The sequence below is a fragment of the Neorhizobium sp. T25_27 genome, assembly GCF_002968565.1.
In the GTDB taxonomy this organism is placed as follows: Bacteria; Pseudomonadota; Alphaproteobacteria; order Rhizobiales; family Rhizobiaceae; genus Neorhizobium; species Neorhizobium tomejilense.
The window spans coordinates 32,579-49,250 of the sequence record NZ_PVBJ01000015.1; the positions used below are offsets into that span (position 1 = coordinate 32,579).

The 16,672-nt window shown below is 60.1% G+C and carries 20 protein-coding genes; 7 read left to right on the forward strand and 13 right to left on the reverse strand.

Annotation, left to right across the window (positions count from 1 at the left end):
• Window positions 1-54 precede the first annotated feature (54 nt).
• From C5J24_RS28730 to C5J24_RS28750, 5 genes are all read right to left on the reverse strand, one after another.
• Window positions 55-1,671: a copper resistance CopC/CopD family protein gene (locus tag C5J24_RS28730; RefSeq protein WP_105422859.1), complete on the reverse strand. Its 1,617-nt coding sequence runs from the start codon at window positions 1,669-1,671 to the stop codon at window positions 55-57.
• Window positions 1,672-1,702: 31 nt separating this feature from the next.
• Window positions 1,703-2,230: a YcnI family protein gene (locus C5J24_RS28735; protein ID WP_105422860.1), complete on the reverse strand. Its 528-nt coding sequence runs from the start codon at window positions 2,228-2,230 to the stop codon at window positions 1,703-1,705.
• Between the two features lie 227 nt (window positions 2,231-2,457).
• Window positions 2,458-2,844: a hypothetical protein gene (locus C5J24_RS28740; protein ID WP_172724176.1), complete on the reverse strand. Its 387-nt coding sequence runs from the start codon at window positions 2,842-2,844 to the stop codon at window positions 2,458-2,460.
• Window positions 2,845-2,987: 143 nt separating this feature from the next.
• Window positions 2,988-4,172 carry a DUF418 domain-containing protein gene (locus tag C5J24_RS28745; RefSeq protein WP_105422862.1) on the reverse strand — a complete coding sequence of 395 codons (1,185 nt, stop codon included), beginning with the start codon at window positions 4,170-4,172 and terminating at the stop codon, window positions 2,988-2,990.
• A gap of 39 nt (window positions 4,173-4,211) precedes the next feature.
• Complete coding sequence (locus tag C5J24_RS28750) at window positions 4,212-4,814, reverse strand: TetR/AcrR family transcriptional regulator (RefSeq protein ID WP_105422863.1); 603 nt, start codon at window positions 4,812-4,814, stop codon at window positions 4,212-4,214.
• A gap of 205 nt (window positions 4,815-5,019) precedes the next feature.
• Here C5J24_RS28750 and C5J24_RS28755 point away from each other — a divergent pair, with 205 nt between their 5' ends.
• A complete protein-coding gene (locus tag C5J24_RS28755; protein ID WP_105422865.1) occupies window positions 5,020-5,520 on the forward strand; it encodes a ClbS/DfsB family four-helix bundle protein in 501 nt (166 codons plus the stop codon).
• Window positions 5,521-5,547: 27 nt separating this feature from the next.
• Here the strand turns inward: C5J24_RS28755 and C5J24_RS28760 are convergent, their stop codons facing one another.
• The 4 genes from C5J24_RS28760 to C5J24_RS28775 form a co-directional block, all read right to left on the reverse strand.
• On the reverse strand, window positions 5,548-6,393 hold the full coding sequence (locus tag C5J24_RS28760; protein ID WP_105422867.1) for a metal ABC transporter permease: 846 nt from the start codon (window positions 6,391-6,393) through the stop codon (window positions 5,548-5,550).
• Complete coding sequence (locus tag C5J24_RS28765; RefSeq protein WP_105404471.1) at window positions 6,390-7,250, reverse strand: metal ABC transporter permease; 861 nt, start codon at window positions 7,248-7,250, stop codon at window positions 6,390-6,392. The genes C5J24_RS28760 and C5J24_RS28765 overlap by 4 nt, the downstream gene beginning before the upstream one ends.
• Window positions 7,247-8,146: a manganese/iron ABC transporter ATP-binding protein gene (locus C5J24_RS28770; RefSeq protein WP_105422869.1), complete on the reverse strand. Its 900-nt coding sequence runs from the start codon at window positions 8,144-8,146 to the stop codon at window positions 7,247-7,249. Before C5J24_RS28770 ends, C5J24_RS28765 begins: the two co-directional genes overlap by 4 nt.
• 72 nt (window positions 8,147-8,218) lie before the next feature.
• Window positions 8,219-9,133, reverse strand: coding sequence for a metal ABC transporter substrate-binding protein (locus C5J24_RS28775; RefSeq protein WP_105422871.1), 915 nt, complete (start codon window positions 9,131-9,133; stop codon window positions 8,219-8,221).
• 329 nt (window positions 9,134-9,462) lie between these two features.
• On the opposite strand from C5J24_RS28775, the gene C5J24_RS28780 reads away from it, so the two are divergent.
• Together C5J24_RS28780 and C5J24_RS28785 are read left to right on the forward strand one after the other, a co-directional pair.
• Window positions 9,463-9,963, forward strand: a complete 501-nt coding sequence (locus tag C5J24_RS28780) for a sigma-70 family RNA polymerase sigma factor (RefSeq protein WP_105422873.1) — start codon at window positions 9,463-9,465, stop codon at window positions 9,961-9,963.
• 92 nt (window positions 9,964-10,055) lie between these two features.
• The gene (locus C5J24_RS28785; RefSeq protein WP_105422875.1) at window positions 10,056-10,361 is read left to right on the forward strand and encodes a DUF982 domain-containing protein; all 306 of its coding nucleotides are present in this window, start codon (window positions 10,056-10,058) and stop codon (window positions 10,359-10,361) included.
• Between the two features lie 97 nt (window positions 10,362-10,458).
• Here C5J24_RS28785 and C5J24_RS28790 read toward each other — a convergent pair whose 3' ends face one another.
• A complete protein-coding gene (locus C5J24_RS28790; RefSeq protein ID WP_105422877.1) occupies window positions 10,459-10,881 on the reverse strand; it encodes a response regulator in 423 nt (140 codons plus the stop codon).
• 182 nt (window positions 10,882-11,063) lie between these two features.
• Here C5J24_RS28790 and C5J24_RS28795 point away from each other — a divergent pair, with 182 nt between their 5' ends.
• Complete coding sequence (locus C5J24_RS28795) at window positions 11,064-11,777, forward strand: Crp/Fnr family transcriptional regulator (RefSeq protein WP_105422879.1); 714 nt, start codon at window positions 11,064-11,066, stop codon at window positions 11,775-11,777.
• A gap of 7 nt (window positions 11,778-11,784) precedes the next feature.
• Here the strand turns inward: C5J24_RS28795 and C5J24_RS28800 are convergent, their stop codons facing one another.
• Both C5J24_RS28800 and C5J24_RS28805 read right to left on the reverse strand, forming a co-directional pair.
• On the reverse strand, window positions 11,785-12,030 hold the full coding sequence (locus C5J24_RS28800) for a hypothetical protein (protein WP_105422881.1): 246 nt from the start codon (window positions 12,028-12,030) through the stop codon (window positions 11,785-11,787).
• A 54-nt stretch (window positions 12,031-12,084) separates the two neighbouring features.
• The gene (locus C5J24_RS28805; RefSeq protein ID WP_105422883.1) at window positions 12,085-12,801 is read right to left on the reverse strand and encodes a Crp/Fnr family transcriptional regulator; all 717 of its coding nucleotides are present in this window, start codon (window positions 12,799-12,801) and stop codon (window positions 12,085-12,087) included.
• Window positions 12,802-13,300: 499 nt separating this feature from the next.
• Here C5J24_RS28805 and C5J24_RS32120 point away from each other — a divergent pair, with 499 nt between their 5' ends.
• On the forward strand, window positions 13,301-13,657 hold the full coding sequence (locus C5J24_RS32120) for a hypothetical protein (protein WP_172724177.1): 357 nt from the start codon (window positions 13,301-13,303) through the stop codon (window positions 13,655-13,657).
• A gap of 302 nt (window positions 13,658-13,959) precedes the next feature.
• Complete coding sequence (locus tag C5J24_RS28820) at window positions 13,960-14,265, forward strand: hypothetical protein (RefSeq protein WP_046604592.1); 306 nt, start codon at window positions 13,960-13,962, stop codon at window positions 14,263-14,265.
• A 118-nt stretch (window positions 14,266-14,383) separates the two neighbouring features.
• On the opposite strand, the gene C5J24_RS28825 is transcribed toward C5J24_RS28820, so the two are convergent.
• On the reverse strand, window positions 14,384-15,892 hold the full coding sequence (locus tag C5J24_RS28825) for a PLP-dependent aminotransferase family protein (RefSeq protein ID WP_105422889.1): 1,509 nt from the start codon (window positions 15,890-15,892) through the stop codon (window positions 14,384-14,386).
• Window positions 15,893-16,021: 129 nt separating this feature from the next.
• Between C5J24_RS28825 and C5J24_RS28830 the strand changes: the two genes are divergently transcribed.
• On the forward strand, window positions 16,022-16,660 hold the full coding sequence (locus C5J24_RS28830; RefSeq protein ID WP_105422891.1) for a LysE family translocator: 639 nt from the start codon (window positions 16,022-16,024) through the stop codon (window positions 16,658-16,660).
• Window positions 16,661-16,672: the final 12 nt, after the last annotated feature.

Here is a 16,672-nt window from a genome sequence, read left to right on the forward strand (position 1 = left end):
GGAACGTTGGCTTACGGACGCTCCGCCCTTAAGGAGCGTCCGGCTGGCGTCGGGTCAAGGCGCGATTTCGATCTCGCCTTCCATCCTGGTGATCTCGAAATCGCTGATGATCACGTCAAGGCGAAGCCGCCACCGCCCGGGTACGGGAAGCACGATATCGGGCGCCGACCAGCCGTCCTTGCCTTTCTCGGCCTTCCGCCTTATCGGCTCGATCCCCGCCCCCGGGTTAGACAGCACGACCGTTACTTCCTGAGGATCGAGCGGCGACCGGTCGCTTTTGGCGATGACCGCGGATATCGCGACCTTTCCTACCCTGTCCGGCGTGATCCTGACATCAGCCACGGCCTTGCTAGTCTCCAGGTGAACCACGGCAGTCCTCTGGACTTCAGCGATCAAGGTGCGTGGCGGCGGCGTGAAGCGCCACGTCGCAGCCACCGCGAAGATGAGGAGCAGGATGACAGTCTCCGCAGCGATCGAACGAACGAGCTGGCGGATCGCCGCAGGCTCCCCCTTCCTCGAACATGAGGTGAGTTTCCACCGGTTGACGGCTGCCAGGGCAAACAGCAGGGCGAGCAGCCCGAGCTTGACGAGGAATACGATCCCATACGCCGTCGTGACCAGCCCAGCCGGAGTGCGGACCTGGACGACGGCGAGCACGCATCCGGCCACGGCAAGGACCAGGACAGCCGAAGGTATGAAGACCGAGAAGCGATGCAATGCCGCGCCGGCAGCTTCTTTGTCTTTTCCGAATTCCGCCAGGAGCGGCAGCAGCGCGCCGGCCCAGACAGTTATGGCCGCGACATGCAGGAAAACGGCCGGGCGCATCAGCCATTGCGGGTCTGCCGCACTCGCGTGTCCGCTGAGGCAGAGGGCGAATGCCACGGTCATGACGGCGGATATCGATATCCAGCGGGCATCCCTGCCCCGACCGCTGGCCAGAGCGAGCCCTGCAAGCGCCAGGGCCGCGATCGCAAAGATGACCGTCGGCCCGAAGCTCGTGGCCATTCCCGCCTTCCAGACAGCCGGCACGAAGAGCCGCGAAACAGGCTCGCCCGCTGTATCGAGGCCCTGGAAGCCTCCTGAAAGCAAGGCACCCGCAAGGCCGGCGCCGAGGGCGGCAAGCACCTGCCTCAACGCATTCCCGGAACCGTCCGCGAACCAGTGGATGGCAAAAGCGCCGCCGACCCCCAGGAAGAGACCGACATAGAGCGCCACCTTGCCGATCCAGAGGCCGGCGCGGACCGGCCCGTCGATATCGACCACCGTGCCCCGGGCGTCGGCGTTCGGCCGCCCGATCGAGAAGACGACCGAGCCGCCGATCGGGTGGCCATCCTCCGAAACGACCCGCCAGGAGAGAAGATAGCTCCCGTCCGCAAGGTCTTCCGGCGGGGTAATCTCGACTGTCCTGTCCTTCAGGACGAAGCTTTTGAGAGTGACTGAACTGCGGTCCGGCCGCGTGAGCTTGAGGCTGGTCGGCGAGACAGGCTCGCTGAATGTCAGAGTTATCACGCGCGGGACCGTGGACACGACCGAACCGTCGCGCGGCTCGGTCGTGTTGAGGGATGCATGGGCGGATGCCGCCGCCGTCATGACCGACCACAACAGGATCGCATAAGCAAACCGCTGCAGAGCGCCGGTCAGTGAAAGTGCCTTGTAGCAAAGCGGCGTCATCGGCCTTCATGCTCCCGGGTGGATCGATCGCTCAGTTGCCGGTCTTCTGAAGGAGCTTGACGCCCGGGGCCGGGAGTTCGAGGTCCGACGCCTTCTGGCCTGCGGCAGGCACTTCGATCCAGCGTTCCTTGAGGCCTTCCGGGCACTCCTGGATCACCGGGAAATAGAGCATGTCGCCGGCTTTCAGATCCACGGCAATCGTGCCCCGCAGCACGAACTCCTCATACTCGTCGTCGCCGAGGTTGCCGCCGCTCCAGACCACTTCCTTGACCCCTTCGGTGACGGGAGAGCCGTGATTGTCATAGGCCTTGGCATAGGCGCCCTTGACCTTGCCGAGCGTCCAGCCGGCCTTCGGCTGCGGCTTCACTCCGTAGAAGCCTTCCGGGATCTGGACGCGCACGGTGTTCGTCGGCTTGCCCTCGCAACCGTGCGGCACGCGCAGCACCGCCTTGTAGGTGGCGCCCAGGGGAGCTTCCTTTGCTTCCAGGGTGACATGCGCCAGAGCGGCGGTGCTACCGACCATGAGGATGGCGGCGGTTGTGGTGATTTTCTTCAACATGTGAATCTCCATGCTTGGCCGCGCGTTGGACGGCCTGATTTTCAGGTGACGGGCAGCCGGGAAGGCGCCGGTCCGGGGTGGATTGATGGTTTGAAAAGGCGATCCTGCCCGTGCTCCGATACGGCCGGCGGCCCAGAGCGCTCTGCACGGCTTTTGCCGCGTCATTGCCGTTTTGGCCGAAACGAGTTCACGGAACAGAGAGCGGCACGACTTGGAGCGCTTTGCGATCAAGCTGCCGGCGGTGGCGCGCGGGGATTTCCGGGGGAGGTCTCGGGCCGTTCGAAGGGACCTATATCCGCTTCGGCCGGAACCGGCTTGACAGTGGCCTCCAGCCGGTTGCTCAGAAAATTGTCGGAAAACTGCGGCGCGAGCGCCGGAGCGAGAACGCTGCATGCCTGGGTACAGCACTCGGGCAGTTTTGGGCCATCCTTGTGATCGGATTGGCCGCTACCGCCGGCATGGGTAATGCAAAGCGGGTTTCCAAAATCATCGATGACAGGAGCTGCAACCGCTGAGCCGAGAAGGACGGAGCCAAGCACCATCTGCACGACGAGCGCGTAGGCCGCGATAGACGCGAACACAACACTCCAGCCAGGCGCTCTGCGGTTCTTCACGGTCCCCTCATCAGTTGCGGCCAGCCGCCGATGTCCGATCTGGACATCCGTTATTGGCACGGCACAGTCAGGTCTGTCTATGCGCCCTTCCGCCACAGCGTTCTTTGATGCGCGTCAACTCCGGCTTATGTCGGCCGCTGCGTCTACACGTGCCAGGCAGGCCAGGATGCAGTCGTAAGGGCCCGCAGGACCCATTCCAAGGGACCATAGGCGAACACGCGCATCCACATGTGGCTCAAAAACAATTGAACCGCAAAGATCACAAGAGCCAGTGCAACCGTCCAGGCAGGAGCGATCTCTCCCACGAGCCCCAAGCCGTAAGCGGTGAAGATCAGCGAGCAGGCCAAGGACTGAAACAGATAGTTGGTTAGGGCCATGCGCCCTGCTGGGGCAAGGCACCCGGTGATCCAGTCGCCGATCCGCGACCGGAAGACCTTCATCGCTACCACCACGTAGGCGCCGGATAACAGAGGAGCGGTAAGGAGACCTATTCCCAGTCCGAGCGGCTCCCAACCGGAACCTGCCAGCCATACAGTAGCAACCGCAAAGACCGAAGCTCCCGTGAGCCCGACGACCGACCCAGCCAGCACAAAGCGTCGCAGCATGGGCTGATGATCCTCCAGCCGCTCAAATATCCGCTTTTCCCCTGCGACAAAACCGATGAGAAACATTGCCAGCGCACATGGCCCCTGCATCAAGACCAAAACCAGACCCATCTGGGGAAGCTCCCGCATATGCTGCCAGATCACGCCGGCCGGAGAACCGGTATAGGTCGCCCTGGCCGCTTCGGCACGTATCGATGCCTGTTCGACATCACCAATACCGCCCTCGAGAAGCTGAAGGCTTCCCAGGAATATCCAGATCGATGCAGTCACGATGATCAGCCAGCCCGCCGTCTTGAGCATTCGCCGAGGCGATTGGTGACGCATCGCCAGAAGCGCTATTCCCAGCAACGCGTAGGTGGACAGGATATCGCCGTGAAACAGCAGCACCGCATGAGCCACCCCGATAACGAGGAGGCCTAGCTGTCTGCGCACCATGCGGGGCACGAAAACCTGGCCCGCCCGCTCGGCGGATCGCATTTGCAATGTGAAGCTGTAGCCAAACAAGAACGAGAACAGGAGATAGAACTTTGTCTCGAAAAACAACGCCACAAATCCCTGAACCAGCCTGTCGAACTGACTGCTGAACGCTGGATCGGGCGCTCCGGAACCGTAAAAGGTCGAAGCGAAGACCGAGATATTGACGACAAGAATGCCGAACAAGGAAAAACCGCGAAGCGCGTCGATGTTCGTCAGGCGCTGTTGGACAGCGGGACGCAGAACCATGATCTGATATCCAATTATTGTCTGATACTTAAAGAGAGGTCACGCCGCATCCGCGCAGAGCATGCGGGTGATCATCAGGCGCAGGGTGCTGCTGTGGGCCTTGGGGCTAAAGTCGGGATCGATACCGACGCGCGAAAATATCCCGTCGATCAGCGTGGCGATCCACGTGGCGGCATCGGCGGAAGGAAGCGCCCTGCCGACCTGGCCGCGTTCTTCGGCGGCGGTAATAAGAGCTTGAAGCGCGCTGCGAAGTTCGACGTCGTTTCGAGAAACCCGCGCCCCGATTTCCGGGTCCCTGGTTGCTTCGGCCACGATCTCGAGGGCCAGTCCTGCGAAGGTCTTGTCGGCAGCCAGGGCTAAAATCATGTCCATGAACGCCAGAATTTCACCCAGCAAGTCGGCCGCTTGCATAGCGGAGCTGAAGTATTCGGCGACGTCCCTGCGCTCCCCATCAACGATGGCAGCGATAATGGCCTGCTTGCTGGAAAAATAATGGAATAAGTTGCCGGGACTCATGCCAGCCCGGGCGCAGATCGCTGCGGTGCTGGTTTGATGAAAACCCTTTTCTGCAAAGCAGGCTCGGGCGGCATCGAGGATTTGCCGCACCCGGGCGTCGTGCTTGTCGGGATCAACTTTACGCATGCAACTTTTCGCCTTTTCAAACGGCCGATATAATTAATCGACTAGTCAATCTATTAATTATCGTCAGCCCGATCTGGAGTCAACTGCTGGATTGACAGGGAGTGCCATGGGCCGCCGTTCGACTGCGGCATGACGGCAGCTTCACCCGCAGGATCGCGGAGCATATCTGTCGTCCATGCTAGAGGCCGCGTCGTGGAGATCCAGAATGGCTGTCCCTGCTTCCAAAACCGAGCTTCTTGCCGCGATCGGCACGACGTTCGACAAATTGACGGCCGACCTCGGTCAGGTGCCCGAAAGCCGCGCCCGCGAATCCTCGCTGGAGGGACACGCTGCGGGAACCGTGATGAGTCCCGCCGATCTGGTCGCCTATCTGCTGGGATGGAATGAACTTGTGCTGAAGTGGCTGGATCGCGACGGCAGGGGAGAACCGGTCGACTTCCCTGAGACCGGTTTCAAATGGAACCAACTCGGCTTGCTCGCCCAGAAGTTCTACCGGGACTACCAATCCCTTGACTGGCGGGAACTGCTCGACCGTTTGACCGCAGCGAAGGAACGTCTGGTCGAGACCATATCCTCCCGGTCGAACGACGAACTCTACGGCAAGCCCTGGTATGACAAATGGACCAAAGGCCGAATGATCCAGTTCAATACCTCCTCTCCCTATGCCAACGCACAGGGGCGCATCCGCAAATGGTTGAAGGCATAGCGCACCCGAGGCGCTCCCCTCCCCTTGCTAGATCGTTTCGGTTGTCTCGACCCGGGCAGCCTTGCGGGTAGCGTGGATGAAGGCGAGCACGAAACCGATCGCCAGCAGGAGCACGATGGTCGGGGCCGGAGCGCTGTCGATGAAGAAGGACAGGTAGACGCCGGCGAACGAACCGGTCACGGCAATGGCAATCGACAGGACCAGCATGGTGCTGAACTTGCGGGTCAGCAGGAAGGCGATGGCTCCCGGCGCGATCAGCATGGCGATCGAAAGGATGATGCCGACCGCCTGCAGGGCACCGACGATGGTCAGCGAAATGAGAGCGAGAAGACCGTAGTGCAGGAAATTGACCCTCAGTCCCACGGCCCTTGCCTGCGCCGGATCGAAGGCGTGCAGCAGGAAATCCTTCCATTTCACACCGAGAATGCCGGCCGTGATCGCCGCGATGACGGCCGCCTCGCCGATGTCACGCCAGGAGATGCCGAGCATGTCGCCGAACAGGATATGATCGAGATGCACGTCGGACTGGATCTTCACATAAAGGACGAGGCCGAGCCCGAACATGCCGGCGAACACGATGCCCATCACTGTGTCCTGCTTGATGCGGCTGTTTTCCTTCAGGAAGCCGGTGGCGATGGCGCAGAACATGCCGGCTGCGAAAGCGCCGATCGCGAGAGGCATGCCGACGATATAGGCGATCACCACGCCGGGAAACACGGCATGGCTGATCGCATCGCCCATCAGCGACCAGCCCTTCAGGACAAGGAAGCAGGACAGAAGCGCCATCGGCACGGCCATCAGCACCGAGATCAGCAGCGCATTGACCATGAAGCTGAACTGGAAGGGTGAGAGAAGCGTATCGACAATGGTCATGGGGCCTCCTCCAGTGCCTGGGCTGCCCGCCTGCGCGCCGCCAACATCCCGTGCTTCGGCGCCAGGAAGAATGCGATCAGGAAGATAGCCGTCTGCAGCACCACGATGATGCCGCCGGTCGCCCCGTCGAGGAAATAACTCGCATAGGCGCCGACAAAGCTGGTGATCGACCCGATGATCACCGCCAGAACAAGGAGGCGCGGGAAACGGTCGGTCAGGAGGTAGGCGGTCGCGCCGGGCGTGACCACCATACAGACGACCAGGAAGGCCCCGACCGTCTGGAGCGCAGCAACCGTCGAAGCCGACAGAAGAGTGAAGAAGACGATCTTGAGCGCTGTCGGATTGAGCCCGATCGATCGGGCGTGGCTCTCATCGAAGAAGGTTACCATCAGGTCCTTCCATTTGACGAGCAGAACGGCCAGCGACACGAAGCCGATGATGGCAAGCTGCAGCGTGTCCTCGGGCGTGATGGCGAGGATGTTGCCGAGCACGATCGTCTGGATGTTCACCGCCATGGGCCTCAGCGAGATCATGAACAGCCCCAGCCCGAAGAAGGAGGAGAAGATCAGGCCGATGATGGCATCTTCCTTCAGCTTGGTGCGCTGGTTGAGGAAAAGCATCGTGGCCGCAGCAAGCCCTCCGGAGAAAAAGGCGCCTATCGAAAAGGGAAGCCCGAGCATATAGGCGCCTGCCACGCCGGGAACGATCGAATGCGAGAGCGCATCGCCGATCAGCGACCAGCCTTTCAGCATCAGGTAACAGGAAAGGAAGGCGCAGACGCCGCCGACAAGGGCCGAGACCCACATGGCATTCAGCATATAGTTGTAGGTGAAGGGTTCGATCAGAACGGCGATCATTCGCGGCCTCCGCCTTCCTCGTCCGATGCACGGTTGGTCGCCTTCCCGCCCCGAAGCACCAGGGGCCGCTCATCGTCGCTAATCAGGCCGATCGACGTCGATCTTCCGTTCTGCGCGTCGCTGAGTACAAAATGACGCAGCACGCCGCCGAAGGTCTTTTCCAGGTTTTCCTGGGTGAAGGTCTCGACCGTCGGCCCGTAGGCGAGCACCGTCCCCTTGATGAGGATGGTCCGGTCGCAGAATTCCGGCACCGAGCCGAGATTGTGCGTCGAGACCAGCATGACGCGGCCCTCGTCGCGCAGCTCGCGAAGCAAGGTGATGATCTGGTCCTCCGTCTTGACGTCGACGCCGGTGAAGGGCTCATCGAGCATGATGACGCGGCCGTCCTGCGCCAGGGCGCGCGCCAGGAAAATCCGCTTCTTCTGCCCGCCCGACAGTTCTCCGATCTGGCGCTTGCGGAACTCGCTCATGCTGACGCGGGCCAGCGCCGTCGCCACGGCCTCGTGATCGGCGGCTTTCGGAATGCGCATCATGCCCATATGGCCGTAGCGGCCCATCATGACGACATCCTCGACCAGCACCGGAAAGTTCCAGTCGACCTCTTCCGACTGCGGCACATAGGCAACGAGGTTCTTGCGCAGCGCCTCCTTGACCGACATGCCGAGCACCCGGATGTCGCCTTTCGCCAGACGCACAAAACCCATGATCGCCTTGAACAGCGTGGACTTGCCCGAACCGTTGACCCCCACCAGCGCGGTAATCGTTCCCTGAGGAATACTGAAGCTCGCATCCCGTATGGCCGTATGGCCATTGCGGTAGGTCACGGTCGCGCCGTCGACCATGATTCCGTCAGAGCCGGAAGGAGCATGGTTCGGCCAACGGGGTTGAGCATTCATGGGCAACATCCTCTTGAAAACGGCAAATGTACGCGCCCACCCGCCGGATCGCGAATGGGCGCACGACAGATATCAGGGCGAGGCGGCCAGGCCCTTGGCGATGGTATCCGAAGTCACCTTCAGCAGATCGAGATATGTCGGAACCGGGCCATCGGCCTCGCTCAGCGAGTCTACATAAAGAACGCCGCCGTATTTGGCGCCTGTTTCCCGCGCCACCTGTTCGGCTGGCTTCGGCGAAATCGTGCTTTCCGAGAAAACGACACCGATCCGGTTTTTACGGACGGCGTCGATCACCTTGCGAACCTGCTGCGGCGTGCCCTGCTGGTCGGCATTGATCGGCCACAGGTAAAACTCCTTCAAGCCGAAATCGCGGGCGAGATAGGAGAAGGCGCCTTCGCTCGTCACAAGCCACCGCTTGTCTTCCGGCACCCTGGCGAGCTCGGCCTTGATGGGATCTATGGCGGCCTTGATCTTCTCTTTGTAGGCTTCAGCATTGGCCTTGTAGATCGCGGCATTCTTCGGATCGTACTTCACGAAGGCATCGCGGATGTTGTCGACATAGATCAGCGCCGCGGTGGGAGACATCCAGGCATGCGGGTTGGGCTTGCCCACATACGGGCCTTCGACGATGCCCATCGGCTCGACGCCTGTCGAGACCACGACGCCCGGCACGGCCTTCAGGTTCTGAAAGAACTTCTCGAACCAGAGCTCGAGATTGAGCCCGTTCCAGAAGACGAGCTTGGCGCCCTGCGCCCGCTGGATGTCGCCGGGTGTCGGCTGGTAGTTGTGGATTTCCGCACCGGGCTTGGTGATGGATTCGACGACCGCGGCGTCGCCGGCGACGTTTTTCGCGATGTCGGCGATCACCGTGAAAGTCGTCACCGCCTTGAATTTGTCCTGAGCCGATGCCGGCATGACCGCCAGAACGGCGGCGAACGCCGTTCCCACCATTCCGGTCAGGACCAGCCGTCGTATCTTGTCAAGCATGCACGCCTCCTTTTGCGAATAGGACTTAATTGCAGTCAGTGGTCGAAATGGCCTCGTCGCAGCTCGGAGATCGTCTGCAACAACGATGGACACTCTCGTTACATTCATATTCTGCAATTGCGAATGAATTGCAATAAGGATTCGCAGTGAGGGAACGAAATGATTGCAAGCTCCCTGACAAGAAGACGTGACGGTACCGGCGAGAGGCCCCGACAACCTCGCTGACTATGATGCCGTCGCCCCCTGCCGCCACGGCCCAGGATTCATATAAAACATCGGAACAAATGGCTCCGGCCGCAGTTCCGTCGATTGTCATGTCAGGAGGCCCCATGGCAGTCGATAATTCCATTTCTCATATTCGTTCCGAGGTCGTGGATCTGATACCTGCGCTCAGATCCTTCGCGCGCCGGTTTCACCGGACGCCGAGCGACGTGGATGATCTCGTGCAGGAGACCCTTCTCAGAGCGCTGGCCAATCTCGACAAGTTCCAGCCGGGCACCAGCCTGAAATCCTGGCTTTTCACGATCATGCGCAACACGTTCTGCACGAAGTTTGGCCTTGCCAAGCGAGAGGTGATCGGTCTGGGAGAAGGCATTTCGGCACAGCCGTCGGTCCAGGCGCCCCAGGAATGGTCGGTCCGCGCCCGGGAACTTGAAAAGGCATTTTCGGAACTGCCCGCTCACTATCGCCAGGCCCTGGATATCGTCCTGATCCAGGGGGAGAGCTACGAGGTTGCGGCACGACGTTGCGACTGCCCGCTCGGCACCATCAAGAGCCGGGTCAACCGTGCCCGAATTCACCTTGCGGCTCAGCTCGGCGATAACAACTAATCACAGCGGACCGCACGACCTCTTGAATCCCAGCGGCCAATAACCAAATCGATTCTGCTTCTTTTTCATCCGGCATGTGAAAGGAGGAGATCATGAACATCCCGGAAATGCCGTTCCGCGCGCCGGTAAACATCCGGCTGCCGAACGGTCTCAACCATACTTTCCACAACGTCCACGACGCGTTGGACTTTCTCGAGAACGAATGGCCCCTCAAGCGTGGGGAGCGTTATGACCGCGCCGTCCAGAGATGCCGGGCGGCGCTGAAGAGGATAGCGCCAGTCGAGATCGCCCGCGAAGCCTTCATTGCGGCATGCCTGGAAGCCGGCATGCCGATGGTGGCAGTTGCAACGGGAAGATCCTCATCGACCAGAGCGCGCCCGTTGGCTGTTCCCGCCTGACCAGTCCCCTTGTGAGGGGAGGCTGAATTCAACAGCCTCCCTGCCTCGAGCCTGACCCTACCGCGGCACCGGCCACTTTGCATGAGAAGGAACTTGTCTACCGCTGGTGGCACTGCTCCTGGTATTGGGTGCCCGAGGCGGCGGGCACTGGTTTCCTGCGGCTGGGCACACACTCTTTCACGGCCTTCACGAATTCGTCCGGATCGCACGGTTTGTCGATCCATTTGCATTTGGTGCCCATGTAGGGGTGATTTCCACTGCCGTCCCGCTCTACCGAGTGGACGATATAGGGAACGCCCCGCTGGTTGAGAACGGCGGCGATGGCGTCGCATGGCTCGTCCCTGAGCCGGGTTTCTATCACGGCAAGCTCGGGTGTGTTCTTCTGAAGCCACTCCGCCGCGGCAGCGCAGGATGAGAGTGTGCTGATATTGTCAAACCCGGCCTCGTGAAGCAATTCCTCCATGTAAATGGCAATAAGAGCCTGATCCTCCAGCAGCAAGACGGGTTCGTGGTTCTCCATTTTACGCCCTCCTGAAATGAAGAACCATGAGATTACCCCACATGGAAGAAAACGGGCGAAGCGTCTGCCAGCGTACGCAAAAACACCTGGAACAACAGGATGCTATAGAATCGACAACCGTCCGTCAGTTCTGGGCATGGCGGCCGGAAGCTCTCGGCTCCCGCCCGACCTCAGCGAGAGCCATGTCCGCCGCAGAACCCCCTGAAAAGCGAAACCGACTGCTAGCTTTGTTGCCGGACGACGAGTTTCATAGCGTCGCCGGCGCGCTTGAGCCCGTCGATCTCGGCAGAGGTTTCATCATTGTCAAGGCAGACAGGCCGATCGACTATGTCTACTTTCTCAGCAACGGGATCGGGTCGGTCATCACCATCTCGTCGGACGGTCAGCGGGCTGAAGCTGGAATGTTCGGCCGCGAGGGTTTTTCGCCGACCTCGGCCGGCGTCGGCGGCACGATCAGCGTCCATGAAGTGCTGATGCAGGTCGAGGGGCATGGATTTCGCATGCCGCTCGACGCCGTCATTCGGGCTCTCTCGCAACATCCGGTTTTTGCCAATCTCCTCGCCAGATTTATCCAAACCTTTGCCTCGCAGATATCCTATACGGCGCTTTGCAACGTCACCTATCAAGTCGATGAACGTCTCGCGCGCTGGCTGCTGATGTGCCACGACCGTGTGGACGGCGATGAGATCGCGCTGACGCATGACTTCATCTCGTTGATGCTCGGCGTTCGCAGACCAAGCGTCACCACCGCCCTGCATGTCCTTGAAGGCAAGAAGCTCATCCGCGCAGAACGCGGCCGCATCACCATCCGGGATCGGAAGGGCATGGAGGAGTTCGCGGGCAATGCCTACGGCAAGCCGGAAGAGGAATTCCGCCGCCTCATTGGGGAATTCTGAACCGCTCTCAGCGTTTGAGCTGGCCTTCGATCACCTCGTGGAACGAGATGACCAGGTGCAGCGCGTCTGCTTCGTCGCGCACTTCCATATGCTCGTTCAGGATCATCAGGCCTCTCTTGATCTTTGCCGCCACTAGTTCCCGGACGGCATTGACGGCGCTGACCCGCGCGTCGTCGAGGCTGGCGAATTCGTCGCCTTCCTCATCGAGGACCGTCTCGTCATTCCGCCGGATATGGAAGAAGTAGCGTGTCATGTCGGTTCGCTCGGTGAAAGCTCGATCGACGGCAAATCTAACGCATCTGATGCGTCAGAAAAGGTCTCTCATCAGACGCCGGTATTCCTCTTCCGGCCTTCCATAGGCGTCATGCGCAAACTCTTCGAGAGCGGCCCGGTTGCGAATGGTAATGTGACCCCTCTCGGACTTGATGAATCCATTGCCTTCAAGCACATGCAGAGCCGTCGTCACGCTCGGCCGGCGGACGGCCAGCATCAACGAAATGAACTCGTGAGTGAGGTTGATTTCATTGCCGGCAACCCGGTCATGACACATCAGCAGCCAGCGGGCCAACCGCTCCGTGACGTCATGAAGAGCGTTCGATGCGGCCGTATAGGCGAGTTGGATCGAAAACGCCTCCAACGAGCGGATCATCACCTTGGAAAGGCTCCTGTTCCCCTCCATCCAGCCGCGGAATGCATCGTAGTCCATCCTGTAGCCATCGCCCTCCAGTTGGATGCCGACGTCGTGCGCGTTGATTTCCGCGCCCGCGACGGCCGAGGTGGGGACATAACCATCAAGACCAAACAGACCTGCTTCGGCGCGATGCCCCTCAGGCGTCGTTGCAACGACGGAACCTATCCCGGACGTGAGAAAATAGACGTATTTGATGGGCTTCCCCATTTCGCCGAGCAAGCTTCCTCTCGGAAGGACGACATGGTTCAGGTCCGGCGCGATCTGGTTGTAATCGGCTGAAGGAAGCAATGCCAGAAGCTTGTTCGGCATATTGAACTGCGGAGGCGCGGCCATGTGTGCTTCCCACGATTGGGGGCAAGAGCACACTGTAACCCTCAGCCGTTCGCGCCCTGTTTAGTCTGCGAACGATAAGATGAAGTCTACTCCTTTGGATCTTCGCCAGCAAGCCTTGCACGCTGGCGCGTCAGGTAGGGACGCACCGAGCGGCCAGCACTTCGATTGTCCGCTACCGTACCGGAACGACACGACAGCTTGCTGGATTGTCTGGCGTAAGGAGGGAGCTACGAATGACCGTCGTCCCGGGTACACCAAGTCCCAATAGCCAGGAAGATGTGAATCCTAAGATCGACGATCTCGTCCCCTGGGTCCACCGTATGGCGCGTCGTTTCGTCCGCTCCGACAGGGAAGCCGGTGCACTTGCCGATCGAACGATCATAGAGGCAAAACTTCAACGTCCTCTGGGACAAACGAGCCAGGCTCTTCGCCTCCAGCTGTTCAGGCTGATGCTAAAGAATTTCGCGGCACATTCGTCGACCGAACGAAACCAATCCTAGTGCCGGACACCGCTGTCGTATTGCTGAAGCAGTTCTTCGACAATGTCTTTGATATCTTCTGGCCGAACTCCGAGCACGTAAGGGCCCTTATGTCCGAGAAGCCGCTCTTCACGAACCACGAAGACAAAGGGAACCGAAGCCGCTTCAAGCTGCTCGGATATCCGAAACATGAAATTGGCATCCTCCGTGGCATCGATCAGCACGCCATGGGCAGCCCGTACGAGACCCATTTCGAAAGCCGACGGCAAAACGGGGCCTCGCAACCCGACCCCTGCTTGTTTCCAGGCATCGCGAATTTCGGAGGAAACGATGTTCTTGTTCCCGATGACGATCATTCGGTACGGCTTCACCTGTGATCCTGCTAGACGCGAGGTTTCTACTCATCCATCACTTACCTACCGCAAACTGTGGTGGAAGTCGGAAGTTCGCTGACAGGTCCACAATTTTCGCAAGCGCCGCAATGGTCGCGGACCACCGCACCTTCGTCAACGGCAATCACACCGTCGTCTTCCCGGCAAGCCCGGGTTCAGCGGTGGCGAAGCCTATGCCTTCCGGCGAACCGGCGTCGACTGACGGAGGATGGTTCTGCAAAGTTTGAGTTGACCGTTTTCGATAGCGAGGCGACAGTTCAACCTGCAGCAAGGCAGGAGGAAAAACGATGGACGAGACAGATCGCTGGCGCCACATGGCAAGCGCACCGAAGGACGGTAGCCGAATCTTGGTCACCATCCGGCCGTCCGAACAGGGGCCGGCAGAAGTTGACCTCGCGTACTGGTCGAATGGCGATCAGTTCGGTGGAGAAGGCTGGCGCGCCTCTGATTCCTCGCCCGGCCACATCATCGAATACGCCGAGCCGGAACTGAAGTGTTGGATGCCGATGCCCTCGGCCAGCCTCAATCGCCTTTCGCTGCCCTCACCCTGGGAAGGCCGCGACACACAGCAGTTCGACGGGTCAGGGATTTAAGAAATCCCGCCGACGTCCGCTGTCATCTGCGCAGATCTGAAAATCGACCCTCTACCGGAAGACGTTCCTTCTCAAAGTCACAGAAACAGCGGATGCGTCGCATAGCCGCCGGTCGAAACTATGTGACGCTCAAAGTCTTCCCGTTTTGGCTCCCGCTCCCGCCTGGACGGACCTCTTCGCCGATGAAGCCGAGGTATGCGCGATGCAACTTTTCCACTCCTTTGGCGAGTTGATCGACGGACATGGAGGCATAGCCAAAGATATATCCGGCTCGTTCATCAGCCGGCGATGAGAACAGGCGAGCGATGGGATAGATTCCAATGTCGTGGCTTCGGGCAATATCGGCGAAACGCGCCTCTTGTCGGCAGGAAATGGTGTTGAACCACACGACGACGTGAAGTCCCGCAGTCGTGCCGACGATCTCGATGTCGTCCACAAAAGCGCTGGTCATCGACGCCAAAAATACGGCGCGTCGCTCTGCATTAAGCCTCCGCATCTTGCGGACATGCCTCTCGTAGGCACCGGTCTCGATCAGCGCGGCGAGAGCTTCCTGCTCGAACGTGGATGTGTGCCGATCGGCAATCCGCTTGCATTCGATAAAGGCCTCGACGAGTGGATGCGGAATTATGACGTATCCGAGCCTGAGCGTCGGCGACAGGGTTTTTGAGACCGTTCCGACATAGATGACGCGCCCTTGCCCCGAGAGATAGAGAGGCGGGATGGGGCTGACATCGTAGCGATACTCGCTGTCGTAGTCGTCCTCGATGACATAAGCGCTCGCCGACATGGACCACTCCATCAAGGCTTGGCGATGCGCGGCAGGTAAGACTCCTCCCAGAGGAAACTGGTGGCTCGGCGTCACATAGGCGACCGCGATGTCGCCAACCTCGGGAAGCTTCGCGGTATCTATGCCATGAGCGCCACAAGGTACGGCAACGATGTTTGCTCCGACGGCATGCATCACGTTCTTGGCCATGGCGTAGCACGGGTCTTCGACCACGATACGGTCGCCGGGATTGACAAGAACCCGAGCGCATAGGTCCAGCGCCTGCTGCGATCCGTTGACAACAATGATCTGGCCGAGATCGCAGCTGATGCCCCTTGACCGCCAGACATAGCCCTGCAACGCCTCCCGCAGGGATCGGCTTCCAGCGGGATCATCGTATCCCAATCTGTCGCGATGCCTGAGGAAGGCGGTATTCAGCGCTTTTCGCCAGGGGGCCTTGGGAAAGTCCTCTGCCGCAATATCGCCGTAGCGGAAATCGAATTTGAGCGGCAGCCTCCCGGCGATGCTGTTCGGTGGCAGAGCCATCGCACGAGTTGCATAGGCGGAAAGCCGGCGAGCGGGGATCGCCAAACAGTCGGGCGGATCAACCTGGCTCAGCCGCCCCGCTGAAGCGACACACGCTTTCCGTCCCTGCTGTACCCGGACATACCCCTCCGAAACAAGCTGATCGAATGCGGCGGTCACCGTCGTCCTCGAAACCCCCAGTTCTTCCGCAAGCGAGCGGCTTGAAGGCAGAGCGTCACCGACACCATAGACACCAGTCTCGATCTGGTTGAGCAGTGAATGATAGATACGGCGTGTCGCTCCGGTCCTGCGAGATCCTTGTCTGTACTGGACCAATGAAAATCTCCAAAACTGGCAGTTTAGTTTGTGCCAATGAACTGCAATAGGTCGCTTGCAGTCAAGACAATCGTCACCGGTAGCTATTGCATCTTTCGATGCTGGATAAGGTTTAAAGGGCTTCAAGGAATGAATTCCGACCTGCATCAGTTGCTCATAGTCTATGCAGCATATGTCATCGCCGCTGGTAGCCCCGGCCCGAGCAACATGCGCATCATGGGCGTGGCGATGGCGCGCGGCAGAGGCGCTGCGCTCATGCTTGCCTCCGGCGTTGTCAGCGGCTCGATCTTCTGGGGCCTGATGGCCTCGACGGGCATCTCCGCCTTGTTGGCCAGGTACGCCCAGGCGCTGATCGCTCTCCAGATTTTCGGAGGCTTGTATCTGCTATTCCTCGCCTTCAAGGCGGGACGTTCGGCGCTGATGTCGAACGAGAAGCTGGCGGCGCGCGTGTCGGCGGATGACGTTGCTCTTTCTCGGGCCGCGCTCTACCGGCGGGGCCTCTTGATGCATTTGGCGAACCCGAAATCCGTACTGGCATGGATCGCGCTGGTCACGTTGGGCATCGGCCCGAGTTCTTCGTGGGAAAGCATCGCCGCTATATTGGGTGGCTGCGCCGTCTTGAGCGTCGCGATCTTCTGTGGCTACGCCATTGTCTTCTCCACAGCGCCGATGGTGGCTCTGTACCGCCGCTGCCGCCGTTGGATCGAAAGCCTGCTGTCGCTGTTCTTTGCGTTCGCGGGGCTGCGCATGCTGCTCTCCCGTATTTAGTTTGAAAAGGTT